This is a genomic window from Citrobacter sp. C6_1 (genome assembly GCF_014596835.2).
GTDB lineage: Bacteria > Pseudomonadota > Gammaproteobacteria > Enterobacterales > Enterobacteriaceae > Citrobacter > Citrobacter pasteurii.
In genome coordinates this window covers 3,971,744-3,989,717 of the sequence record NZ_CP115031.1, presented here as the reverse complement: position 1 = coordinate 3,989,717, position 17,974 = coordinate 3,971,744, and the positions used below count along the sequence as shown (strand labels likewise).

The 17,974-nt window shown below is 51.6% G+C and carries 19 protein-coding genes and 3 tRNA genes; 13 read left to right on the top strand and 9 right to left on the bottom strand.

All coding sequences use genetic code 11. The features are described 5' to 3' along the window. Positions 1-282 precede the first annotated feature (282 nt). Both IB196_RS19160 and bglJ read left to right on the top strand, forming a co-directional pair. A complete protein-coding gene (locus IB196_RS19160; protein WP_149691171.1) occupies positions 283-1,008 on the top strand; it encodes a response regulator transcription factor in 726 nt (241 codons plus the stop codon). Then, entirely contained in the window at positions 969-1,658 is a 690-nt protein-coding gene (gene bglJ / locus IB196_RS19155) for a DNA-binding transcriptional activator BglJ (RefSeq protein WP_149691172.1), read from the top strand. The genes IB196_RS19160 and bglJ overlap by 40 nt, the downstream gene beginning before the upstream one ends. A gap of 45 nt (positions 1,659-1,703) precedes the next feature. Here the strand turns inward: bglJ and IB196_RS19150 are convergent, their stop codons facing one another. Continuing rightward, entirely contained in the window at positions 1,704-2,162 is a 459-nt protein-coding gene (locus tag IB196_RS19150; RefSeq protein WP_005134662.1) for a YbaK/EbsC family protein, read from the bottom strand. A 365-nt stretch (positions 2,163-2,527) separates the two neighbouring features. Here IB196_RS19150 and IB196_RS19145 point away from each other — a divergent pair, with 365 nt between their 5' ends. Then, positions 2,528-3,871 carry a PTS sugar transporter subunit IIC gene (locus IB196_RS19145; protein ID WP_040230220.1) on the top strand — a complete coding sequence of 448 codons (1,344 nt, stop codon included), beginning with the start codon at positions 2,528-2,530 and terminating at the stop codon, positions 3,869-3,871. Between the two features lie 29 nt (positions 3,872-3,900). Here IB196_RS19145 and fhuF read toward each other — a convergent pair whose 3' ends face one another. Both fhuF and IB196_RS19135 read right to left on the bottom strand, forming a co-directional pair. After that, entirely contained in the window at positions 3,901-4,689 is a 789-nt protein-coding gene (gene fhuF / locus IB196_RS19140; protein ID WP_005134664.1) for a siderophore-iron reductase FhuF, read from the bottom strand. A 108-nt stretch (positions 4,690-4,797) separates the two neighbouring features. Then, the gene (locus IB196_RS19135) at positions 4,798-5,874 is read right to left on the bottom strand and encodes a GGDEF domain-containing protein (RefSeq protein ID WP_005134665.1); all 1,077 of its coding nucleotides are present in this window, start codon (positions 5,872-5,874) and stop codon (positions 4,798-4,800) included. A gap of 252 nt (positions 5,875-6,126) precedes the next feature. Between IB196_RS19135 and IB196_RS19130 the strand changes: the two genes are divergently transcribed. Then, a complete protein-coding gene (locus IB196_RS19130) occupies positions 6,127-6,363 on the top strand; it encodes a DUF1435 domain-containing protein (protein WP_082031706.1) in 237 nt (78 codons plus the stop codon). Positions 6,364-6,402: 39 nt separating this feature from the next. On the opposite strand, the gene IB196_RS19125 is transcribed toward IB196_RS19130, so the two are convergent. The 4 genes from IB196_RS19125 to rsmC all read right to left on the bottom strand — a co-directional run bounded on the left by IB196_RS19125 (position 6,403) and on the right by rsmC (position 7,891). Continuing rightward, a tRNA-Leu gene (locus IB196_RS19125) sits at positions 6,403-6,488 on the bottom strand. A 31-nt stretch (positions 6,489-6,519) separates the two neighbouring features. Then, positions 6,520-6,605: transfer RNA gene (locus IB196_RS19120), tRNA-Leu, on the bottom strand. A 28-nt stretch (positions 6,606-6,633) separates the two neighbouring features. Next, positions 6,634-6,720: transfer RNA gene (locus IB196_RS19115), tRNA-Leu, on the bottom strand. 139 nt (positions 6,721-6,859) lie between these two features. Continuing rightward, positions 6,860-7,891 carry a 16S rRNA (guanine(1207)-N(2))-methyltransferase RsmC gene (rsmC, locus tag IB196_RS19110; protein WP_040230218.1) on the bottom strand — a complete coding sequence of 344 codons (1,032 nt, stop codon included), beginning with the start codon at positions 7,889-7,891 and terminating at the stop codon, positions 6,860-6,862. Between the two features lie 102 nt (positions 7,892-7,993). Between rsmC and holD the strand changes: the two genes are divergently transcribed. The 8 genes from holD to IB196_RS19070 all read left to right on the top strand — a co-directional run bounded on the left by holD (position 7,994) and on the right by IB196_RS19070 (position 14,383). Continuing rightward, positions 7,994-8,407 (top strand): DNA polymerase III subunit psi, encoded by a 414-nt coding sequence (gene holD / locus IB196_RS19105; protein WP_005123886.1) that lies wholly within the window; start codon positions 7,994-7,996, stop codon positions 8,405-8,407. Then, on the top strand, positions 8,376-8,822 hold the full coding sequence (gene rimI / locus IB196_RS19100; protein WP_005123887.1) for a ribosomal protein S18-alanine N-acetyltransferase: 447 nt from the start codon (positions 8,376-8,378) through the stop codon (positions 8,820-8,822). Before holD ends, rimI begins: the two co-directional genes overlap by 32 nt. Before the next feature lie 17 nt (positions 8,823-8,839). Then, entirely contained in the window at positions 8,840-9,517 is a 678-nt protein-coding gene (yjjG, locus tag IB196_RS19095; RefSeq protein WP_005123888.1) for a pyrimidine 5'-nucleotidase, read from the top strand. Positions 9,518-9,609: 92 nt separating this feature from the next. Next, positions 9,610-11,199, top strand: coding sequence for a peptide chain release factor 3 (gene prfC / locus IB196_RS19090; protein ID WP_005123889.1), 1,590 nt, complete (start codon positions 9,610-9,612; stop codon positions 11,197-11,199). Positions 11,200-11,498: 299 nt separating this feature from the next. Continuing rightward, positions 11,499-12,116 (top strand): molecular chaperone OsmY, encoded by a 618-nt coding sequence (osmY, locus tag IB196_RS19085; RefSeq protein ID WP_188232430.1) that lies wholly within the window; start codon positions 11,499-11,501, stop codon positions 12,114-12,116. Between the two features lie 128 nt (positions 12,117-12,244). Next, a complete protein-coding gene (locus IB196_RS19080) occupies positions 12,245-12,406 on the top strand; it encodes a DUF1328 family protein (protein ID WP_003019081.1) in 162 nt (53 codons plus the stop codon). A 130-nt stretch (positions 12,407-12,536) separates the two neighbouring features. Beyond that, positions 12,537-13,610 carry a patatin family protein gene (locus IB196_RS19075; protein ID WP_005123893.1) on the top strand — a complete coding sequence of 358 codons (1,074 nt, stop codon included), beginning with the start codon at positions 12,537-12,539 and terminating at the stop codon, positions 13,608-13,610. Then, positions 13,607-14,383 (top strand): metal-dependent hydrolase, encoded by a 777-nt coding sequence (locus IB196_RS19070; protein WP_040230214.1) that lies wholly within the window; start codon positions 13,607-13,609, stop codon positions 14,381-14,383. The genes IB196_RS19075 and IB196_RS19070 overlap by 4 nt, the downstream gene beginning before the upstream one ends. A gap of 95 nt (positions 14,384-14,478) precedes the next feature. Here the strand turns inward: IB196_RS19070 and IB196_RS19065 are convergent, their stop codons facing one another. After that, the gene (locus IB196_RS19065) at positions 14,479-15,342 is read right to left on the bottom strand and encodes a YjjW family glycine radical enzyme activase (RefSeq protein ID WP_155021503.1); all 864 of its coding nucleotides are present in this window, start codon (positions 15,340-15,342) and stop codon (positions 14,479-14,481) included. After that, the gene (locus IB196_RS19060; RefSeq protein ID WP_188232431.1) at positions 15,314-16,864 is read right to left on the bottom strand and encodes a YjjI family glycine radical enzyme; all 1,551 of its coding nucleotides are present in this window, start codon (positions 16,862-16,864) and stop codon (positions 15,314-15,316) included. Before IB196_RS19060 ends, IB196_RS19065 begins: the two co-directional genes overlap by 29 nt. A gap of 261 nt (positions 16,865-17,125) precedes the next feature. Between IB196_RS19060 and deoC the strand changes: the two genes are divergently transcribed. Continuing rightward, positions 17,126-17,905, top strand: a complete 780-nt coding sequence (gene deoC, locus IB196_RS19055) for a deoxyribose-phosphate aldolase (RefSeq protein WP_223237018.1) — start codon at positions 17,126-17,128, stop codon at positions 17,903-17,905. Positions 17,906-17,974: the final 69 nt, after the last annotated feature.

The following is a 17,974-nucleotide window of genomic DNA, read 5'->3' as shown; positions in this document are numbered from 1 at the left end:
CAGGGCTAAATTTTTCGAGATGAACAGTAATTACGTAAGGAATGCTAATAATTTAATGTAGTTATTTTAATTGTACAATGAATGTACATGTGCGTGATTATGACATGATAGATTTATAGTGTGATGCTATTGGGAACGTAGCATCGCCATTTTCTATTTAGAATAAGGATAAATAATTCATCCTGTCTATTGTTTAACGCATGCCTATTTATTAATTATTTTATTTGATTGTAGGTGATACTTGCGCGCACAAGATTTAAGACATGTGAATATGGAGGAGTTATGTTGCCAGGACGCTGCAAGAACGCAATTATTATTAGTAAATTACCTATCATACAAATTGGGCTTAAAGGGGTAATGCAAGCGCATTTCTCCGATTACAAACTGACCTACTGCCGCGCCGTAGAAGAACTGACATTGATGCAACTGCGACGTTCAGATCTGGTTATCGCTGATTTAACCGGAGACTGCAGCCATCCGCGTGCGATCTGCGAACAATATTATTCTTTGTTACCTCAATACCGTGATATTCACTGGGTCTTTCTCGTTTCTCGAAATTATTATCCTGTGGCCGTTGAGCTGCTGATGTGCCCAATCAGTACGCTGCTATCTGATGCCGAACCGATCGATAGTTTAGTAAATGTTATTGATGCAGGGAATGTTTATGCCGACAGAATTAGCCCGGTATTGCTCTCTCCGGTAATAGCACCAGAAAGACAGAATCATAGCGTACACTCAATTATTCTGACGCTATCTGAACGGAAAGTGCTACGGCTTCTGGGAAAGGGCTGGGGGATTAATCAGATTGCCACATTACTTAAAAAAAGTAATAAGACAATCAGCGCTCAAAAAAATAGTGCGATGCGTCGTCTGTCAATACACAGCAATGCGGAGATGTATGCCTGGATAAATAGTTCTCAAGGAGCACGAGAATTGAATCTACCTTCAGTTTATGGAGCGACCACGGAATGGAAGACAGAAGTATCAAAAGAAATGTCGCACTGGTAGAAAAGTGTGTAATGAGCAGTGTGGGTATTTATAATTTATTTAATGCCAGACCGAACAACCAATACCAACTTCATCTCTTTTCAGGACTGCCAGCCTTAAGCCAGGCTATGTCACAGACGTCATTTTCCGCGGTTATTTTTTCACTTTCCGCGAAAAGAACCGATCGCCGCACCGGATTGGCTTACATGACGGAGCTGGCGGTGAAACACCCTCGCATCAAGCGGGTGGTCATTGCCGATGATGATGGCGAGGCGCGGCTAATTGGCTCGCTGTCACCGTCACCACTGGATGCCGTGATTAGCAAAGCATCCACGCTGAGTGTGTTACAGGAAGAATTATTTGCAGTGCTGGATTGCGCCAGAGGGGAAACAGAAGACACGAAGAAACTCTGGTATATCAATCAATGCCGTATGCTTAGCCCAACCGAGCGCGAAATTCTGCGCTATATGTCGAATGGTTATTCGATGCTGCAGATCGCGATTGAGCTTGAGCGAAACATTAAAACGATTCGCGCGCATAAATTTAATGTGATGTCCAAACTGGGCGTTAGTTCCGATGCCGGATTACTGGATGCTGCCGATATCCTGCTACATGTACGCTCTGCAGAACCGTCATCTTTTCGTCGTACTGCCCCGTTATGGCGTGCTTGAAAAGATGCGTATCGGCGTAGTCATTGGTATGGAAAGGTAAATCGATCACTGGCACACATCAACCCAGGTTGCCGCAGTCAGTTCTGCAATTCTCTCTGGCGCAATGCGAACTGCGCTGTGAGTGGCTCCAGCCGCAGGGAGCACTTCAGTATAGTGTTTCAACGAGACATCACAGTACACCGATATAGGTGTCTCCAACCCGAAAGGACATACGCCTCCTACGGGATGACCTGTTGCGTTGATCACTTCATCGCTACTCAGCATGCGTGCTTTGGCGCCAAACGTATTTTTCAGTTTTTTATTATCGAGGCGAGCATCGCCTCTGGCGACGACCAGGATAATGTCGTTTTTCACCTTTAGTGACAGCGTTTTTGCTATCTGCCCTGGTTCGACGTTATGGGCCCTGGCTGCCAGATCGACGGTGGCGGTGCTTTGATCTAATTCGATGATTTCAATATCTGGCGCATGTTGTGCTAAAAACTGCCGTACTGATTGTAAACTCATTCTTCTCTCCCTCTCGCTTATCCGCAGTCCTGCATAGCAGAAAACCGCCTGGCGTAATTTGTCATAGGGGCAGCGTTACTGTAAATATTTTATTGTAACAACACAGCAACATTGGCAGTTTTTCGATCACCTTCACAATCAAAGAAACCGGTTACAGTAACCGGTTGCAGAATGCTGAAATGGCGATTAATACTGATGTTGTCACTTCCTCTGTATCACATAATAAGAGCCATCTATGAAACTTAACTCAAAAAGCGGTAAGGCTGGTTTTTCTCCCGGCACGGTTGTGAATAGTTGGAATGGGTTTTACGTGGTGGTGTTGATACCAGCACGGTTGCAGGGTTTCGCACAACGGGAGAACAGCTATGTCTACTAACCATGCTGTATTTAATGCGATTTTCCGCTTTGTTGAAAATTACGTCAGCCCCGTGGCCGGGCGTATTTCTTCACAGCGTCATGTCATGGCAATTCGTGATGGTTTTATCTCGGCGATGCCTTTTATGATTGTAGGCTCGTTTCTGCTGGTTTTTGCCTACCCGCCTTTTTCTCCGGATACCACCTGGGGATTCGCCCGTACGTGGCTGGATCTGGCAAAACAGTTCGAAGGCCAGATACTCACACCGTTTGATATGACGATGGGGATCATGTCGGTCTACATCTGTGCCGCCATTGCTTATAACCTGGGTAAACACTATGTGAAGTCGCATCAGGTGGATCCATTTATGTGCGCGATGCTTTCCATCATGGCGTTTTTGCTGATTGCCGCACCGAAAACCAAAGGTACGATGCCGGTTGATAGCCTGGGAGGGACGGGGATCTTCACCGCCATCCTCGTGGCGATTTATTGCGTTGAAATGATGCGTTTCCTGAAGGCGCACAACATCGGGATCCGCTTACCTGATCAAGTGCCGCCAATGATCAAAAACTCCTTCGATCTGCTGATCCCGGTGCTGGTGGTGGTGCTGACGCTGTACCCGCTGAGCCTGGTCATACAGTCCCAGTTTGACATGCTAATCCCGCAGGCCATCATGGCCATCTTTAAACCACTGGTGTCCGCTGCGGATTCTCTGCCGGCGATACTGTTGGCAGTACTGATCGGCCATCTGCTGTGGTTTGCCGGTATTCACGGTGCGGCGATTGTGTCGGGAATGCTGCAAATGTTCTGGCTGACCAACCTCGGCATGAACCAGTCGGCGCTGGCGCAGGGCGCGCCTTTGCCGCATATCTTTATGGAAGCATTCTGGACGTTCTTCATCGTCGTGGGGGGATCGGGGGCGACGATGGGGCTGGTGATTTGCTACCTGCGTAGCCGCTCGGCCCATCTACGATCGATTGGGCGTTTGAGCGTGGTCCCCAGCATTTTCAACATTAACGAGCCGGTGATTTTCGGTACGCCGATTGTCATGAATCCGGTGTTCTTTATTCCCTTCCTGCTGGCCCCAATGGTGAACGCGGTGCTGGCCTGGGCTGCGATGAAACTGGATCTAATTGGGCGGGTGATTTCAGTGGTTCCCTGGACCGCACCGGCACCCGTTGGCGCCGCATGGGCGTTAGGTTGGGATTATCGCGCGGCGATCCTGGTGGTTCTGCTGGCGCTGGTGTCGGCTGTTATCTACTTCCCGTTCTTTAAGGTTTACGAAAAGCAGCTATTAGCGCAGGAAAACGAAGAAGCACAGCGTATAGAAGAGGAAAATCAGCAGGTTGCATAAAGTGTTGGCGGGGGGTTACGACTCCTCGCTTACTTCAGCGTGCAGTCGCCGCATTGCTGAACATCGGGCAGACGATAGCGCTGGCAGCAGGTTCTGCGTACTAACAGTCCCTCGCGTGGAACAACGGTACGCCACAGAGGGTTATCCTGGCCGCAGGAGAGTTGTTTTTCAAAAAAGCAGGTCTGGCGCAGCGTGTTCAGCAATTCTTCACCTAACAGCGGCTTCATTTCCGTTAAGTACCAGTGAATTAAGTACCCCGTGTTGCTCCAGATAAGCTTCGCGTTGATCTCGCCTGTCGCTTCCAGCGCCTGCACAACCGGCGTCAGAGCTGAGAGAATCAGTGTTTCCATACGTTGTTGAGGAGACAGGGCTGTGGCCTGCTGATCCTGATGCACGTCGATCCAGAAGCAGGCTGCGCGACCCGTTTCGTGGAATTCTACGTGCATGTGTTCAGGAGAGACGTCGATGGCCTCTTTTTGCGTCAGTAGGGCCACCATCAGCGGAGGCATCATCAGACCGATATACCACTGCGCCCAGAGAGAAATCAGCGGCTTATTTTCGCGTGGCAGCGTGGGCTGATTGCGATAAATATGGTCTGAATAAACAGCCAGCAATGAACTTAGTGTCGTCGGTTGCGTCCATTCATGCAACGTCATTGCACCAGGCACAGGCGTTTCGTCCAGACGAATGAAGTCCAGCAGGTGTTCACGGGTTTTGGCTATCGTTGCACGCACGGAAGCCGCCAGCGAGGGCATCTTTGCAGGGAGATGACTACGCCAGATGACATCTTCAACGATCGGTGCGGAACGATAGGCCATGTTGATATAAGGATGTTAATCTAAATGATAATGATTGCTAATCCTATAAGCGAGGGCAAACGATGGCAAGATCTTTGTTGCAATACCGGGCAGTTCTGCACGGAAAACTCAGGAAGAGGTGTAGTTTATCCGCAGCTCATCGCTGACCAGGGTGTTGTTTCGACCCATATTCTTGGCCTCATAAAGCGCTTTGTCTGCCCTGGTAATAGCGGAGTCAATATCCTGTTCCACTAAAGGCGCAATACCGATGCTGACCGTCACATTGGTTGCTACGCTCTCATTAAACATATGAGGAATCTTAAGGTCGTATACTTTCTGGCGGATGCGCTCGGCTGCGGCCTGCGCCTGTTGTGGATCGACGGCGGTCAGTAACACCATAAATTCTTCGCCACCAAAACGTGCGACCACATCCCGGGAGCGTACGGAATCACGAATCGCGGCAGAAACGCGAATCAGCGCCTGATCGCCCATCATGTGTCCGTAATGGTCGTTATAGGCTTTGAAATGATCGATATCCAGCAATAAGACGTAATGCTTCGCGTTGCTCAGTGCCAGTAACGTATCGAGCCGGTGTTGCAGCCCTCGACGGTTATACAGCCCCGTCAGCGGATCGAGCATACTGAGGCCGTTCAGGGTTTCCCGTTCTTCCAGCAGTTTGTACATCAGCTGTTGGGCGAAGCCGTCGTAGCGCTTTTGGATCACGTGTTGAATGGCAATACCGGCCATGGGCAGCGCCATAAAATAGAAAATTCGCAGACCATGCTCGCTACCGTTAAGCCATAAACAGACGACGACTGAGGGTAACGAATGTAGCGTAAAGGCGATGATATTGTTGGCAAAAGCGATAGAGCCAATAAACAGCACGCTGAGAAGTGCAATTAACAGAAAATAATAATCATTATTACCCAGTGTTGTGAATTTCAACACAATATGAGCTGCCCACAACAAGCCGAAAATGATTGAAATAAAAGGAAGATTAATTCTTTTATTCGCATATTTTCCATGCCATACAAACAGCAATGTACTGGCGGCCAGGATGAGTAACGCCGGGACAGATACGGATTTGACGGCAAAAAGTGGGAAAACAAGCGTAAACAGCGCGGAGACTGCATTGAGAAGCAGAAACAGACGTAAAGAGAGTTGATATTTCTTAGTGCGCAGAGTTCGCCAGGATTGTACTGTCATAGGTAAATATTATTATTTATCTGCAATATACGAAGGTGTGTTTGTAAGGAAAAATGATGAGCGAAAAATCATTCGTTCTGGTCATTATTGTTTTTTGATGAAAAGCTAACCGGCGAGCAATTTATCACCTTAAACTATTTATGTCATCAATCGTTAAGTAAAACTCATATAATTGATAGTGCCTCACGGCTGACAAATGAGAAAATTTATCATATGATATTGGTTATCATTATCAATGTCATAGGTGGTACCATGTTGCAACGTACGCTGGGCAGTGGATGGGGAGTTCTGCTGCCGGGAATACTTATTGCCGGGCTGGCATTTACTGACCTGTCACTCGACGCATGGAAGGCGATGATTGTATTAGGATTACTACTGACTTCACTCATGTTATACCACAAGCGTTTACGGCACTTTGTTTTATTACCTTCATGCGCGGCGCTGATCGGCGGCATTGTTCTGGTGATGATGAACTGGAATCAGGGATGAGCAAAACAGGGAAGAAAATCGAGAGGGAAATAAGATAATTGGTGCGAGGGGGGGGACTCGAACCCCCACATCCTAAGGACACTAACACCTGAAGCTAGCGCGTCTACCAATTCCGCCACCTTCGCACAGTCATCTTATTTTTTGATATCGCCTCGTTGGTGCGAGGGGGGGGACTCGAACCCCCACATCCTAAGGACACTAACACCTGAAGCTAGCGCGTCTACCAATTCCGCCACCTTCGCCCAGTGCGAGCAATATCAACGTGGATTATGGTGCGAGGGGGGGGACTTGAACCCCCACGTCCGAAAGGACACTAACACCTGAAGCTAGCGCGTCTACCAATTCCGCCACCTTCGCATACCATCGACACTCAAAAAGTATCGTTACCACGGAGGCGCATTCTAGTTGTTTTCAACTTTTCGTCAATAGTTAATTGTACAGGCCGGGCCGATTGATGCAAAAACGGCCATGTGAATGGCCGTTCACTGCGAGACAATTACGCTTTTTTCGCCTGACGCGTCATGACGGTGCGATAGACCTTGAAGCGCCCGGTCTGCGCGATAACTTCGTGGAAGCCAAACACTTCATCCAGTACTTTCGGATAAGGCAGGAAGGCGTTGGCTACAATACGCAGTTCGCCACCGCTGTTAAGGTGACGCACTGCGCCGCGAATCAGCGTTTGCGCGGCATCCAGGCTAGTCTGCATGCCATCGTGGAACGGCGGGTTGGAGATGATCATATCAAAGCGACCCGTCACGTCAGAAAAGACGTTACTGGCGATGACGTCACCTTCAATACCGTTGGCGGCAAGCGTTGCGCGGCTGGCTTCAACAGCGGCTGCGCTAACATCGCACAGGGTTAAGCGCACTTTTGGCGAGTGGCTGGCAAGCGCGACGGAGAGAACCCCTGCGCCACAACCGACATCCAGAACTTTGCCTTTGGTGTGCGGCGTCAGCGTAGAGAGCAGCAGTTGGCTACCAACATCCAGGCCGTCACGGCTGAATACGCCCGGCAGCGTTTTGATGGTCAGATTGTCGGTCTGGTATTCGTCCCAGTATTTTTCAGCATCAAAAACCGGCTGCTTTTCCAGACGACCGTGGTACAGGCCACAGCGGCGTGCGCTGTCGACTTTGTTCAGCGGTGCGTATTCGGCCAGCATCTGCTCTGCGCTACGTACGCCGCTGCGGTTCTCACCAACAACAAAAATATCGGTACCCACCGGCAACAGCGAAAGAAGGTTCATCAACTGGAACTGGGCTTCAGGTTTATTCTTCGGCCAGTAGTAAATCAGCGTATCGCTATCGCCGACGTCATCGGCTTGAGCGACGAGGCTGAAGCGGACGTTGTCGCCCATCTGGCGGTTAAGCACCTGCCAGTGGTGAAGTTGCTGAGTGTGCGCACGGCTGGCGGCGCTTTCAAAATGGGCAGGCAGGTCATCCTGCAAATCACCGGCAAACAGAATACGGCTTTGTTCGAAATCATCACTGTGGCGCAGCAAGACTTCACTTGCCGGGGTAAAAGCAGACATGGAGTGCTCCTTAAATTGTACAGCGGGGGATTATAGTTGTTTGATGGCACGGATTCGACAAATTTGCTATATTTGCGCCCCTGATTACAGGAGCGTTTCGCTATGACATCCCGACGAGACTGGCAGTTACAGCAACTGGGCATTACGCAGTGGTCGTTGCGTCGTCCTGGCGCACTGCAGGGCGAAATCGCGATTTCCATTCCTGCGCATGTCCGTTTGGTGATGGTTGCTGCACAGTTACCCGCGCTAACCGAACCATTGATGAGCGATATTTTACGCGCATTAACCGTCAGCCCGGATCAGGTTTTACAACTGACGCCTGACCGTGTCGCCATGCTGCCGCAGGGCAGCCGCTGTAATAGCTGGCGGCTGGGAACCGAAGAGCCGCTGCTGCTGGAGGGCGCTCAGGTCGCGAGTCCTGCGTTTAATGAATTACGGGAAAACCCCGCGGCCCGCGCCGCGTTATGGCAACAAATCTGCGCATATGAACACGATTTCTTCCCTCGAACCGACTGATTTACCTGCAGCATTTCAGATTGAAAAACGCGCCCACGCTTTCCCGTGGAGTGAAAAAACCTTTGCCAGCAACCAGGGCGATCGTTACCTCAATTTTCAGTTGAGGGTTGATGACGTGATGGCGGCCTTTGCGATTACGCAGGTCGTGCTGGATGAAGCTACGCTGTTCAATATTGCCGTCGATCCTGACTTTCAGCGCCGGGGCCTGGGGCGTGAGCTGTTGGAGTATTTGATCGATGAGCTGGAAAAACGTGGAATTTTGACGCTGTGGCTTGAGGTTCGCGCCTCGAATGCTGCGGCAATCGCATTGTATGAAAGCCTTGGCTTTAACGAGGCGACGATTCGGCGCAATTACTATCCGACAGCCGATGGTCACGAAGATGCCATCATAATGGCATTGCCAATCAGTATGTAAGACAAGGTGTAATGATGATGAAGTGGGACTGGATTTTCTTTGATGCCGACGAAACGCTGTTTACGTTTGACTCGTTTACTGGCTTACAGCGGATGTTTCTCGACTATAGCATTACCTTTACCGCTGAAGATTTTCAGGACTACCAGGCCGTGAATAAACCGCTGTGGGTGGATTATCAAAACGGTGCGATTACCTCATTACAGCTGCAGCACGCCCGTTTCCAGAGCTGGGCTGAGCGCCTGAAGGTCGAGCCAGGTCAGCTAAACGATGCATTTATTAATGCAATGGCGGAGATCTGCTCGCCGTTGCCAGGGGCGGTTTCGCTGCTCAATGCGATTCGTGATAAAGCGAAAATCGGCATTATTACTAACGGCTTCACGGCGTTGCAGCAAATCCGCCTTGAACGGACGGGACTGCGCGATTATTTCGATCTGCTGGTGATTTCTGAGCAGGTTGGCGTGGCAAAACCTGACTCCCGCATTTTTGACCATGCGCTGGAGCAGGCGGGCAATCCTGACCGTTCCCGCGTGCTGATGGTGGGCGACACCGCAGAGTCCGATATCCTTGGCGGCATTAACGCCGGGCTCTCCACCTGCTGGCTCAATACGCATCATCGCGAGCAGCCTGCGGGCATTCAGCCGACCTGGACGGTCACGTCATTAAGCGAACTGGAGCAGCTCCTGTGTAAACACTGATTGCCTCCCCCCCGTTGATGGGTAAAATAGCCGCAATTTTTCGTATTCAACTTGCACGGCCCGTTGCCGTGTTTACCTAAGAAGATTTGACTATGACGTTGTCTCCTTATTTGCAAGAGGTGGCCAAACGCCGCACTTTTGCCATTATTTCTCACCCGGATGCCGGTAAAACGACAATTACTGAAAAGGTTTTGTTATTCGGACAGGCGATTCAGACCGCCGGCACGGTAAAAGGCCGTGGCTCCAGCCAGCATGCGAAGTCTGACTGGATGGAAATGGAAAAGCAGCGTGGGATCTCCATTACCACCTCCGTGATGCAGTTCCCGTATCATGACTGCCTGGTGAACCTGCTGGACACCCCGGGGCACGAAGACTTCTCCGAAGATACCTATCGTACCCTGACGGCGGTGGACTGCTGTCTGATGGTCATTGATGCCGCGAAAGGCGTTGAGGACAGAACCCGTAAGCTGATGGAAGTTACCCGTCTGCGCGATACGCCGATCCTGACCTTTATGAACAAACTCGACCGTGACATCCGCGACCCGATGGAGCTGCTGGATGAAGTCGAGAACGAACTGAAAATCGGCTGTGCGCCGATCACCTGGCCGATTGGCTGCGGGAAGTTGTTCAAGGGCGTCTATCACCTTTATAAAGACGAAACTTACCTGTATCAGACAGGTAAAGGCCACACCATTCAGGAAGTCCGCATTGTTAAAGGTTTGAACAACCCGGAACTTGATACTGCCGTGGGTGAAGACCTGGCGCAGCAGCTGCGCGACGAGCTGGAACTGGTGCAGGGCGCGTCCAATGAGTTCGACCATGAGCTGTTCCTCGCGGGCGAAATCACTCCGGTCTTCTTTGGTACTGCGCTGGGTAACTTCGGCGTTGATCATATGCTGGATGGCTTAGTGGAGTGGGCGCCTGCGCCGATGCCGCGTAAAACCGACACCCGCGTTGTGGAAGCCTCTGAAGAGAAGTTCACCGGATTCGTGTTTAAAATTCAGGCCAACATGGACCCGAAACACCGTGACCGCGTGGCGTTCATGCGTGTGGTGTCCGGCAAGTATGAGAAAGGCATGAAAATGCGCCAGGTGCGCATTGGTAAAGACGTGGTGATCTCCGATGCGCTGACCTTTATGGCCGGTGACCGTTCTCATGTGGAAGAAGCGTATCCTGGCGATATTCTTGGTTTGCATAACCACGGCACGATCCAGATCGGCGATACCTTTACTCAGGGTGAAATGATGAAGTTCACCGGTATTCCGAACTTTGCACCGGAACTGTTCCGCCGTATCCGTCTGAAAGATCCGTTGAAGCAGAAGCAGTTGCTGAAAGGGCTGGTTCAGCTGTCAGAAGAGGGCGCAGTGCAGGTCTTCCGTCCGATTGCCAACAACGATCTGATTGTAGGTGCCGTCGGTGTGCTGCAGTTCGACGTGGTGGTTTCTCGTCTGAAGAGCGAATACAACGTCGAAGCGATCTACGAGTCGGTCAACGTGGCGACTGCGCGCTGGGTAGAGTGTTCTGACGTGAAAAAATTCGAAGAATTTAAGCGTAAAAACGAAATTCAGCTGGCGCTGGATGGCGGCGATAACCTTACCTACATCGCGCCGACCATGGTTAACCTGAATCTCACCCAGGAACGTTACCCTGACGTTCAGTTCCGCAAAACGCGCGAGCACTAATCGACCTCTCAGGGCACGGTACTCACCGCGCCCTGCAACTTTTCCTGTCTTTTAAATTCCTTGCGGAATGTTCTTAAATCCCCTGGGTTTTGTTTGTTTTTTAATCAACCCAGGCAACAGCCGCGAAATCGTGAACTATATTTAACAATGTGATGACATAAATATCGGCTTTTAATGCTCTTCATTAAGCATTTTGCAGACCCTTTAGCTGATATTTATTTCAGTCACGAAATTAGTTGCTGGTTCTGACCGCTAAGCGGCAGAACATCGCTATAAGCACAACAAACAGGAATACATCGATGACAATGACAGGACTCAAGATTTCTAAAACGCTACTGGCCGTGATGCTGACTTCCGCTGTCGCAACGGGTTCTGCTTATGCAGAAAACGCCACAATGGATAAAGCGCAATCCGGGCTCGAAAGTGCGGGGCAGAAAGTCGATAGCTCTATGAACAAAGTCGGTAATTTCATGGATGACAGCACCATCACCGCGAAAGTGAAAGCCGCGCTGGTGGACCACGATAGCATTAAGAGCACCGATATTTCCGTCAAAACCGATCAGAAGGTGGTGACGCTAAGCGGGTTTGTTGAAAGCCAGGCACAAGCCGAAGAGGCGGTGAAAGTGGCGAAAGGCGTTGAAGGTGTGACCTCCGTTAGCGACAAACTGCACGTGCGTGACAGCAAAAACACCTCCGTAAAAGGCTATGCGGGCGATACGGCAATCACCAGTGAGGTAAAAGCCAAACTGCTGGCCGATGATATTGTCCCTTCCCGCAAAGTGAAGGTTGAAACCACCGATGGCGTGGTACAGCTTTCAGGAACTGTTGAATCACAGGCTCAAAGCGATCGCGCTGAGAGCATCGCCAAAGCAATTGATGGCGTGAAAAGCGTCAAAAACGACCTCAAAACTCAGTAATTCGACTTAATTCGTCCTCCTGACGTTTGTCGGGAGGCGTATTGTGCACCACACTAAAAATATCGCCGATGAGCTGCCTGAGCGCTCATATCAAGCGGTCGACATTAACTATGGTAAAGGAGAAGCATATGTTTCGATGGGGCATCATATTTCTGGTTATCGCGTTAATTGCCGCCGCTCTGGGATTTGGTGGACTGGCGGGTACCGCAGCAGGTGCTGCAAAAATTGTTTTTGTGGTAGGGATCATTCTGTTTCTGGTCAGCCTGTTTACCGGTCGTAAACGACCCTAGCATGCAACTGCAAAGAAAACCGTAAAGATAACTTGCTACTAAGCCAGTCCACCGGACTGGCTTTTACGGTTTTAGCGCCAGGCAATTTGCGTTACCTTGTTGCTCTATTACAAAAAACAGGAAGGCAGAGGTGGGGCAGAGAATACCCGTCACGCTCGGTAATATAGCGCCGTTATCGTTACGTCCATTTCAACCAGGCAGTATGGCGCTGGTATGCGAAGGTGGAGGGCAGCGGGGGATCTTTACTGCCGGCGTACTGGATGAGTTCATGCGCGCTCAGTTCAATCCTTTCGATCTCTTCTACGGGACATCTGCTGGCGCGCAAAATCTGTCGGCCTATCTCTGTAACCAACCCGGCTACGGGCGCAAAGTGATCATGCGCTACACCACCCGACGTGAGTTTTTTGACCCGGTACGCTTTGTGCGCGGGGGGAACTTAATCGACCTCGACTGGCTGGTGGATTCGACCTCGTCCCAAATGCCGCTGGCAATGGATAACGCCGAACGCCTGTTTGCCGCAGGGAAAACGTTTTATATGTGCGCCTGTCGGGGTGATGACTACACGCCAGGCTATTTTTCGCCGAACCGGCACAATTGGCTGGATCTCATTCGCGCATCCAGTGCGATTCCCGGGTTCTATCGCGCTGGGGTTGCGCTGGATGGGGTGAATTACCTGGATGGGGGAGTCAGTGACGCCATACCCGTTCAGGAGGCGGCGAAGCAAGGGGCGAAAACGCTGGTGGTGATCCGCACCGTGCCTTCGCAAATGTACTACACCCCACAATGGTTCAAACGTATGGAGCGTTGGCTGGGGGAGAGCAGTCTGCAGCCGCTGGTGAATCTGGTTCAACATCATGAAGCCAGCTACCGCGCTATTCAGCGCTTTATCGAAAAACCGCCGGGCAAGCTGCGTATTTTTGAGATCTACCCACCAAAGCCACTCCATAGTATGGCACTGGGGAGTCGCATTCCGGCATTGCGTGAAGACTACAAAACCGGACGCCTGTGTGGGCGCTATTTTTTGGCAACGATTGGTAAACTGCTGGCGAAAAACGCGCCACTGCCTCGTCAGGCGCCGAAGATTGTGGTGCCCAGCCCGGTGGTGGTTCCACCTGCCCCCGTTGCCAACGATGCCCATGCGTCCGTTGCGAGCAGCGCGCCCCAGGCCAACGATACGACGTTTAATAATGAGGATCTGGCGTGAGTCTCCGGTTTATCGATACGCATTGTCATTTTGATTTTCCCCCCTTTACCGGCGATGAGCCAGCCAGTCTTCAGCGTGCGGCTGACGTCGGTGTGCACCATATTATTGTTCCGGCAACGCAGGCGATGAACTTTTCACGCGTATTGGCGTTAGCGGAAAGTTATCCTTCGTTGTATGCCGCGCTGGGCCTGCATCCCATTGTTATTGAAGATCACGATGATGACGGTCTGGACAGGTTGCAACAGGAATTGGAGCAACGACCGCAGAAGCTGGTGGCGGTCGGTGAGATCGGGCTGGATCTCTGGCGTGACGATCCGCAGTTTGATAAGCAGGAAAGGGTGCTGGAAGCACAGCTTAAGCTGGCGAAGCGGTACGATCTTCCGGTGATCCTGCATTCGCGACGCACGCATGACAAGCTGGCGATGTACCTTAAACGCCATGCTTTGCCACGAACAGGCGTGGTGCATGGATTTTCCGGGAGTTTTCAGCAGGCTGAGCGCTTTGTGCAACTGGGCTACAAAATTGGCGTGGGTGGCACCATTACCTATCCCCGCGCCAGTAAAACCCGCGAAGTGATGGCGCGATTGCCGCTGGAGTCGCTGTTGCTGGAAACCGACGCGCCGGATATGCCGCTCAACGGCTTTCAGGGACAGCCCAACCGTCCTGAACAGGTCGTCAGAGTATTTGACGCCTTATGCGAGCTGCGCCCTGAACCTGCGGAGGTGATAGCCGAGGCGCTATACCGCAATACAAGGGCGTTGTTTAATGTGTGATTGTTGAGTGCCGGATGCGATGCAAAAGCGTCTTATCCGGTCTACGGGTCGAAGGCATGGGTAGGCCAGATAAGGCATAGCCGCCATCCGGCATTTCACAGATACAAAGCCGGGAAAATCAAATTATCCACCCCGCGCTCGCGCAATCTTTGTGCCAGGTGCTCCACATCCTCCGGCGTGGCGCTCGGCCAGTCTTTTGCTTCGCCGTAAACCCCGTGCGCATGAAAGGCATTTAGCCGCACCGGCACGTCACCTGAACGCTTGATAAACGCCGCCAGCGCATCGATGTGCTGGAGATAATCCACCTGACCAGGAATTATCAGCAGGCGCAGTTCCGCCAGTTTCCCTTGTGCGGATAAAAAGGTAATGCTTTGTTTAATCAGCGTGTTATCGCGGCCTGTCAACTGACGATGGCATGCGCTATCCCAGGCTTTTAAGTCGAGCATCACGCCGTCGCACACCGGTAGCAGCTTCTGCCAGCCGGTTTCGCTCAGCATGCCATTGCTGTCGACCATACAGGTCAGGTGTTGCAACTGCGGATCGGTTTTGATCGCACTAAACAGCGCCACAATAAATGGTAACTGGGTCGTCGCTTCGCCGCCGCTGACCGTAATTCCCTCAATAAACAGTGCTGCTTTGCGAATAGGCTGCAGTACTTCATCAATGCTCATGGTCTGCGCCATCGGCGTAGCCTGCTGTGGGCACATGTGCAGGCAGGTGTCACATTGCTGGCACTCCTCGGACTGCCACCACACTTTTCCCGCACTCAGGCTGAGCGCCTCATGCGGGCAATGCAGGACACACTCCCCGCAATCGTTGCAGCGTCCCATCGTCCACGGGTTGTGGCAATTTTTACAGCGCAGATTGCACCCCTGCAGAAACAGAGCCAGGCGACTGCCCGGCCCGTCGACGCAGGAGAAAGGGATAATCTTACTTACCGAAGCGCATCTGCTGTTCATGGCTAATCACACGAGGTTGTCGTTCCAGAATGCGCGTATTGCGCGCGGCTTCTTCGCCCAGCCAGGTGGTGTTGGTGCGAGAACCTGCGGCACGATATTTTTCCAGATCCGACAGACGCACCATATAACCGGTGACGCGAACCAGATCGTTGCCGCTGACGTTGGCGGTAAATTCACGCATCCCGGCTTTAAACGCCCCCAGGCACAATTGCACCAGCGCCTGAGGATTACGTTTGATGGTTTCGTCCAGCGTGAGAATGTCGCTGATACCGGCGTGATAATACGCGTGATGCGGCGCAACGGTCTGCAGGTGGGTGATCGGGTCCGGTTCATCACCATAAGGCAGGCGAGCGCCCGGCGTGGTGCCGATGTCAGAACTGATCCCCGACTGTGCATGCAGCATCGCGCGCTGCTTCCAGCCATATTTCACCGGCGTGCTTTCTACAAATTCCGCCAGTTGGGCGCTAATGCGATAGCCGAGCTGATTGGCAAACTCATCTTTGCCGTAGCGTGCGTTGCGTCCTGCTTGCTCACACAGCAGGTTTACGGCTTCTGCCAGGCCGTACATGCCAAACATAGGCACAAAACGTTCGGGATCGATCAACCCTTCCTGCACCAGGAAGCTATTCTCAAAGAAATGTGATTTCTCGTAGAGGAATTCACATCGTGAATCAATGATGGCGATTTGCTGTTGGCAGTAATGCGGTAGGGTGCGCGTAAAGAAGTCATCGACAGAGGTGCTGCGCTCTGCGATGGCTTTCAGATTGAGCCTGACCAGCGTACTTCCACCGCCCGCAAGTGGCAGTGAGTTGTAACAACTGACGACGCCGTAGTGGCCTTTTGTGAAAATTTTATCATTTTCAGGGCCGTTAGAAATGTGCGGTTTACTGCATTCGCAAATATTTTGCGCGACGTTGAGCAGCAGATCGTCAGGTGTGATTTGCGGGTCATAAATGAATGTCAGATTGGGCGAAACCTGCTTTAACTCTGCATCTGCACGTAAAATTGCACGGGTAACTGGAGTATCGGCGGGGCCGATATTGGCATGCATAAACGCGTCTGGCAGCGTTCTGTCGAGATAACGCCAGAAACGTTTTATTCGAATATCGATCTCATTTTGTGTTAGAATTCTAACATACGGTTGCAGTAGAGCATCGAGCTGACCGAGATAGACCGGCATCGACGTCACTGACGGAACGTGATGGTACAGGATGGTGAGTAAGGATAATGCGTCATCGAGATCCTTTGCGCCTTCCAGTTCCAGCCATGATGAACCGTTGGCCAGAAAACGCGCGTAATCGGGTAATACGTAGCGCGGTTTGAACGGAGCATGACCTTCGTACATATCGCAGATCACCGCGTCATCCAGCGCCTGGCGTGCCTCAGCAGGAAGTTGCGGGTAAGGCAGCGCGTTTTCAGCCTCCAGCGCCAGAAAGTGGCGTTTCTGCTCAGGGCTGAGCACCGGGCTGGTCACGATTTGTTGGCAACGCTGTTGCAGCGCGAGTTCGCTTGAAGTGGGCATCGTTGATTCCTTTTTGTCCCGAAGGTGTAACGCCATTGTAGAAAGCAACGCAGTGCCAACCTTTGATCCGGATGCGCCTGATGCCACCGGATGCCACCAGTAAAGGTCATTTATTTGAAGTAGATCTCATTAGAGTAATGCAAATCTGTATGTGGTTTTCATTAACTGTGATGTATATCGAAGTGTAATAGCGAGCGGATGTTAGAATACTAACAAACTCGCGAGGTGAAATTTTATACGGCGATGCCGTTGGAGAATGTTATGACCGATTTAACAGCAAGCAGCCTGCGTGCACTGAAACTGATGGACCTGACCACCCTGAATGACGACGACACCAATGAAAAAGTGATCGCGCTGTGTCATCAGGCGAAGACTCCGGTTGGCAACACTGCCGCAATCTGTATCTATCCGCGTTTCATCCCTATTGCGCGTAAGACTCTGAAAGAGCAGGGTACGCCGGACATCCGCATTGCAACCGTCACCAACTTCCCGCATGGTAATGACGACATCGAGATTGCGCTGGCGGAAACCCGCGCGGCGATTGCCTACGGTGCCGACGAAGTTGACGTGGTGTTCCCGTACCGTGCGCTGATCGCCGGTAATGAACAGGTTGGTTTCGATCTGGTTAAAGCGTGTAAAGACGCGTGTGCGGCGGCAAATGTGCTGCTTAAAGTGATCATCGAAACCGGTGAGCTGAAAGAAGAGCAGCTTATTCGTAAAGCGTCTGAAATCTCCATCAAAGCCGGTGCTGATTTCATCAAAACGTCTACCGGTAAAGTGCCGGTCAATGCGACGCCGGAAAGCGCACGCATCATGATGGAAGTGATCCGCGACATGGGTGTTTCTAAAACTGTAGGTTTCAAACCGGCTGGCGGCGTGCGTACTGCAGAAGATGCACAGCAGTTCCTGGCGATTGCCGATGAACTGTTTGGCGCTGACTGGGCTGATTCTCGTCACTACCGTTTTGGCGCATCCAGCCTGCTGGCTAGCTTGCTGAAAGCGCTGGGTCACGGCGACGGTAAGAGCGCAAGCAGCTACTAAGCCCGTAGGCCGGATAAGGCGCAGCCGCCATCCGGCATCAATACGACTGCCGGGTGGCGCGTTGCTTAC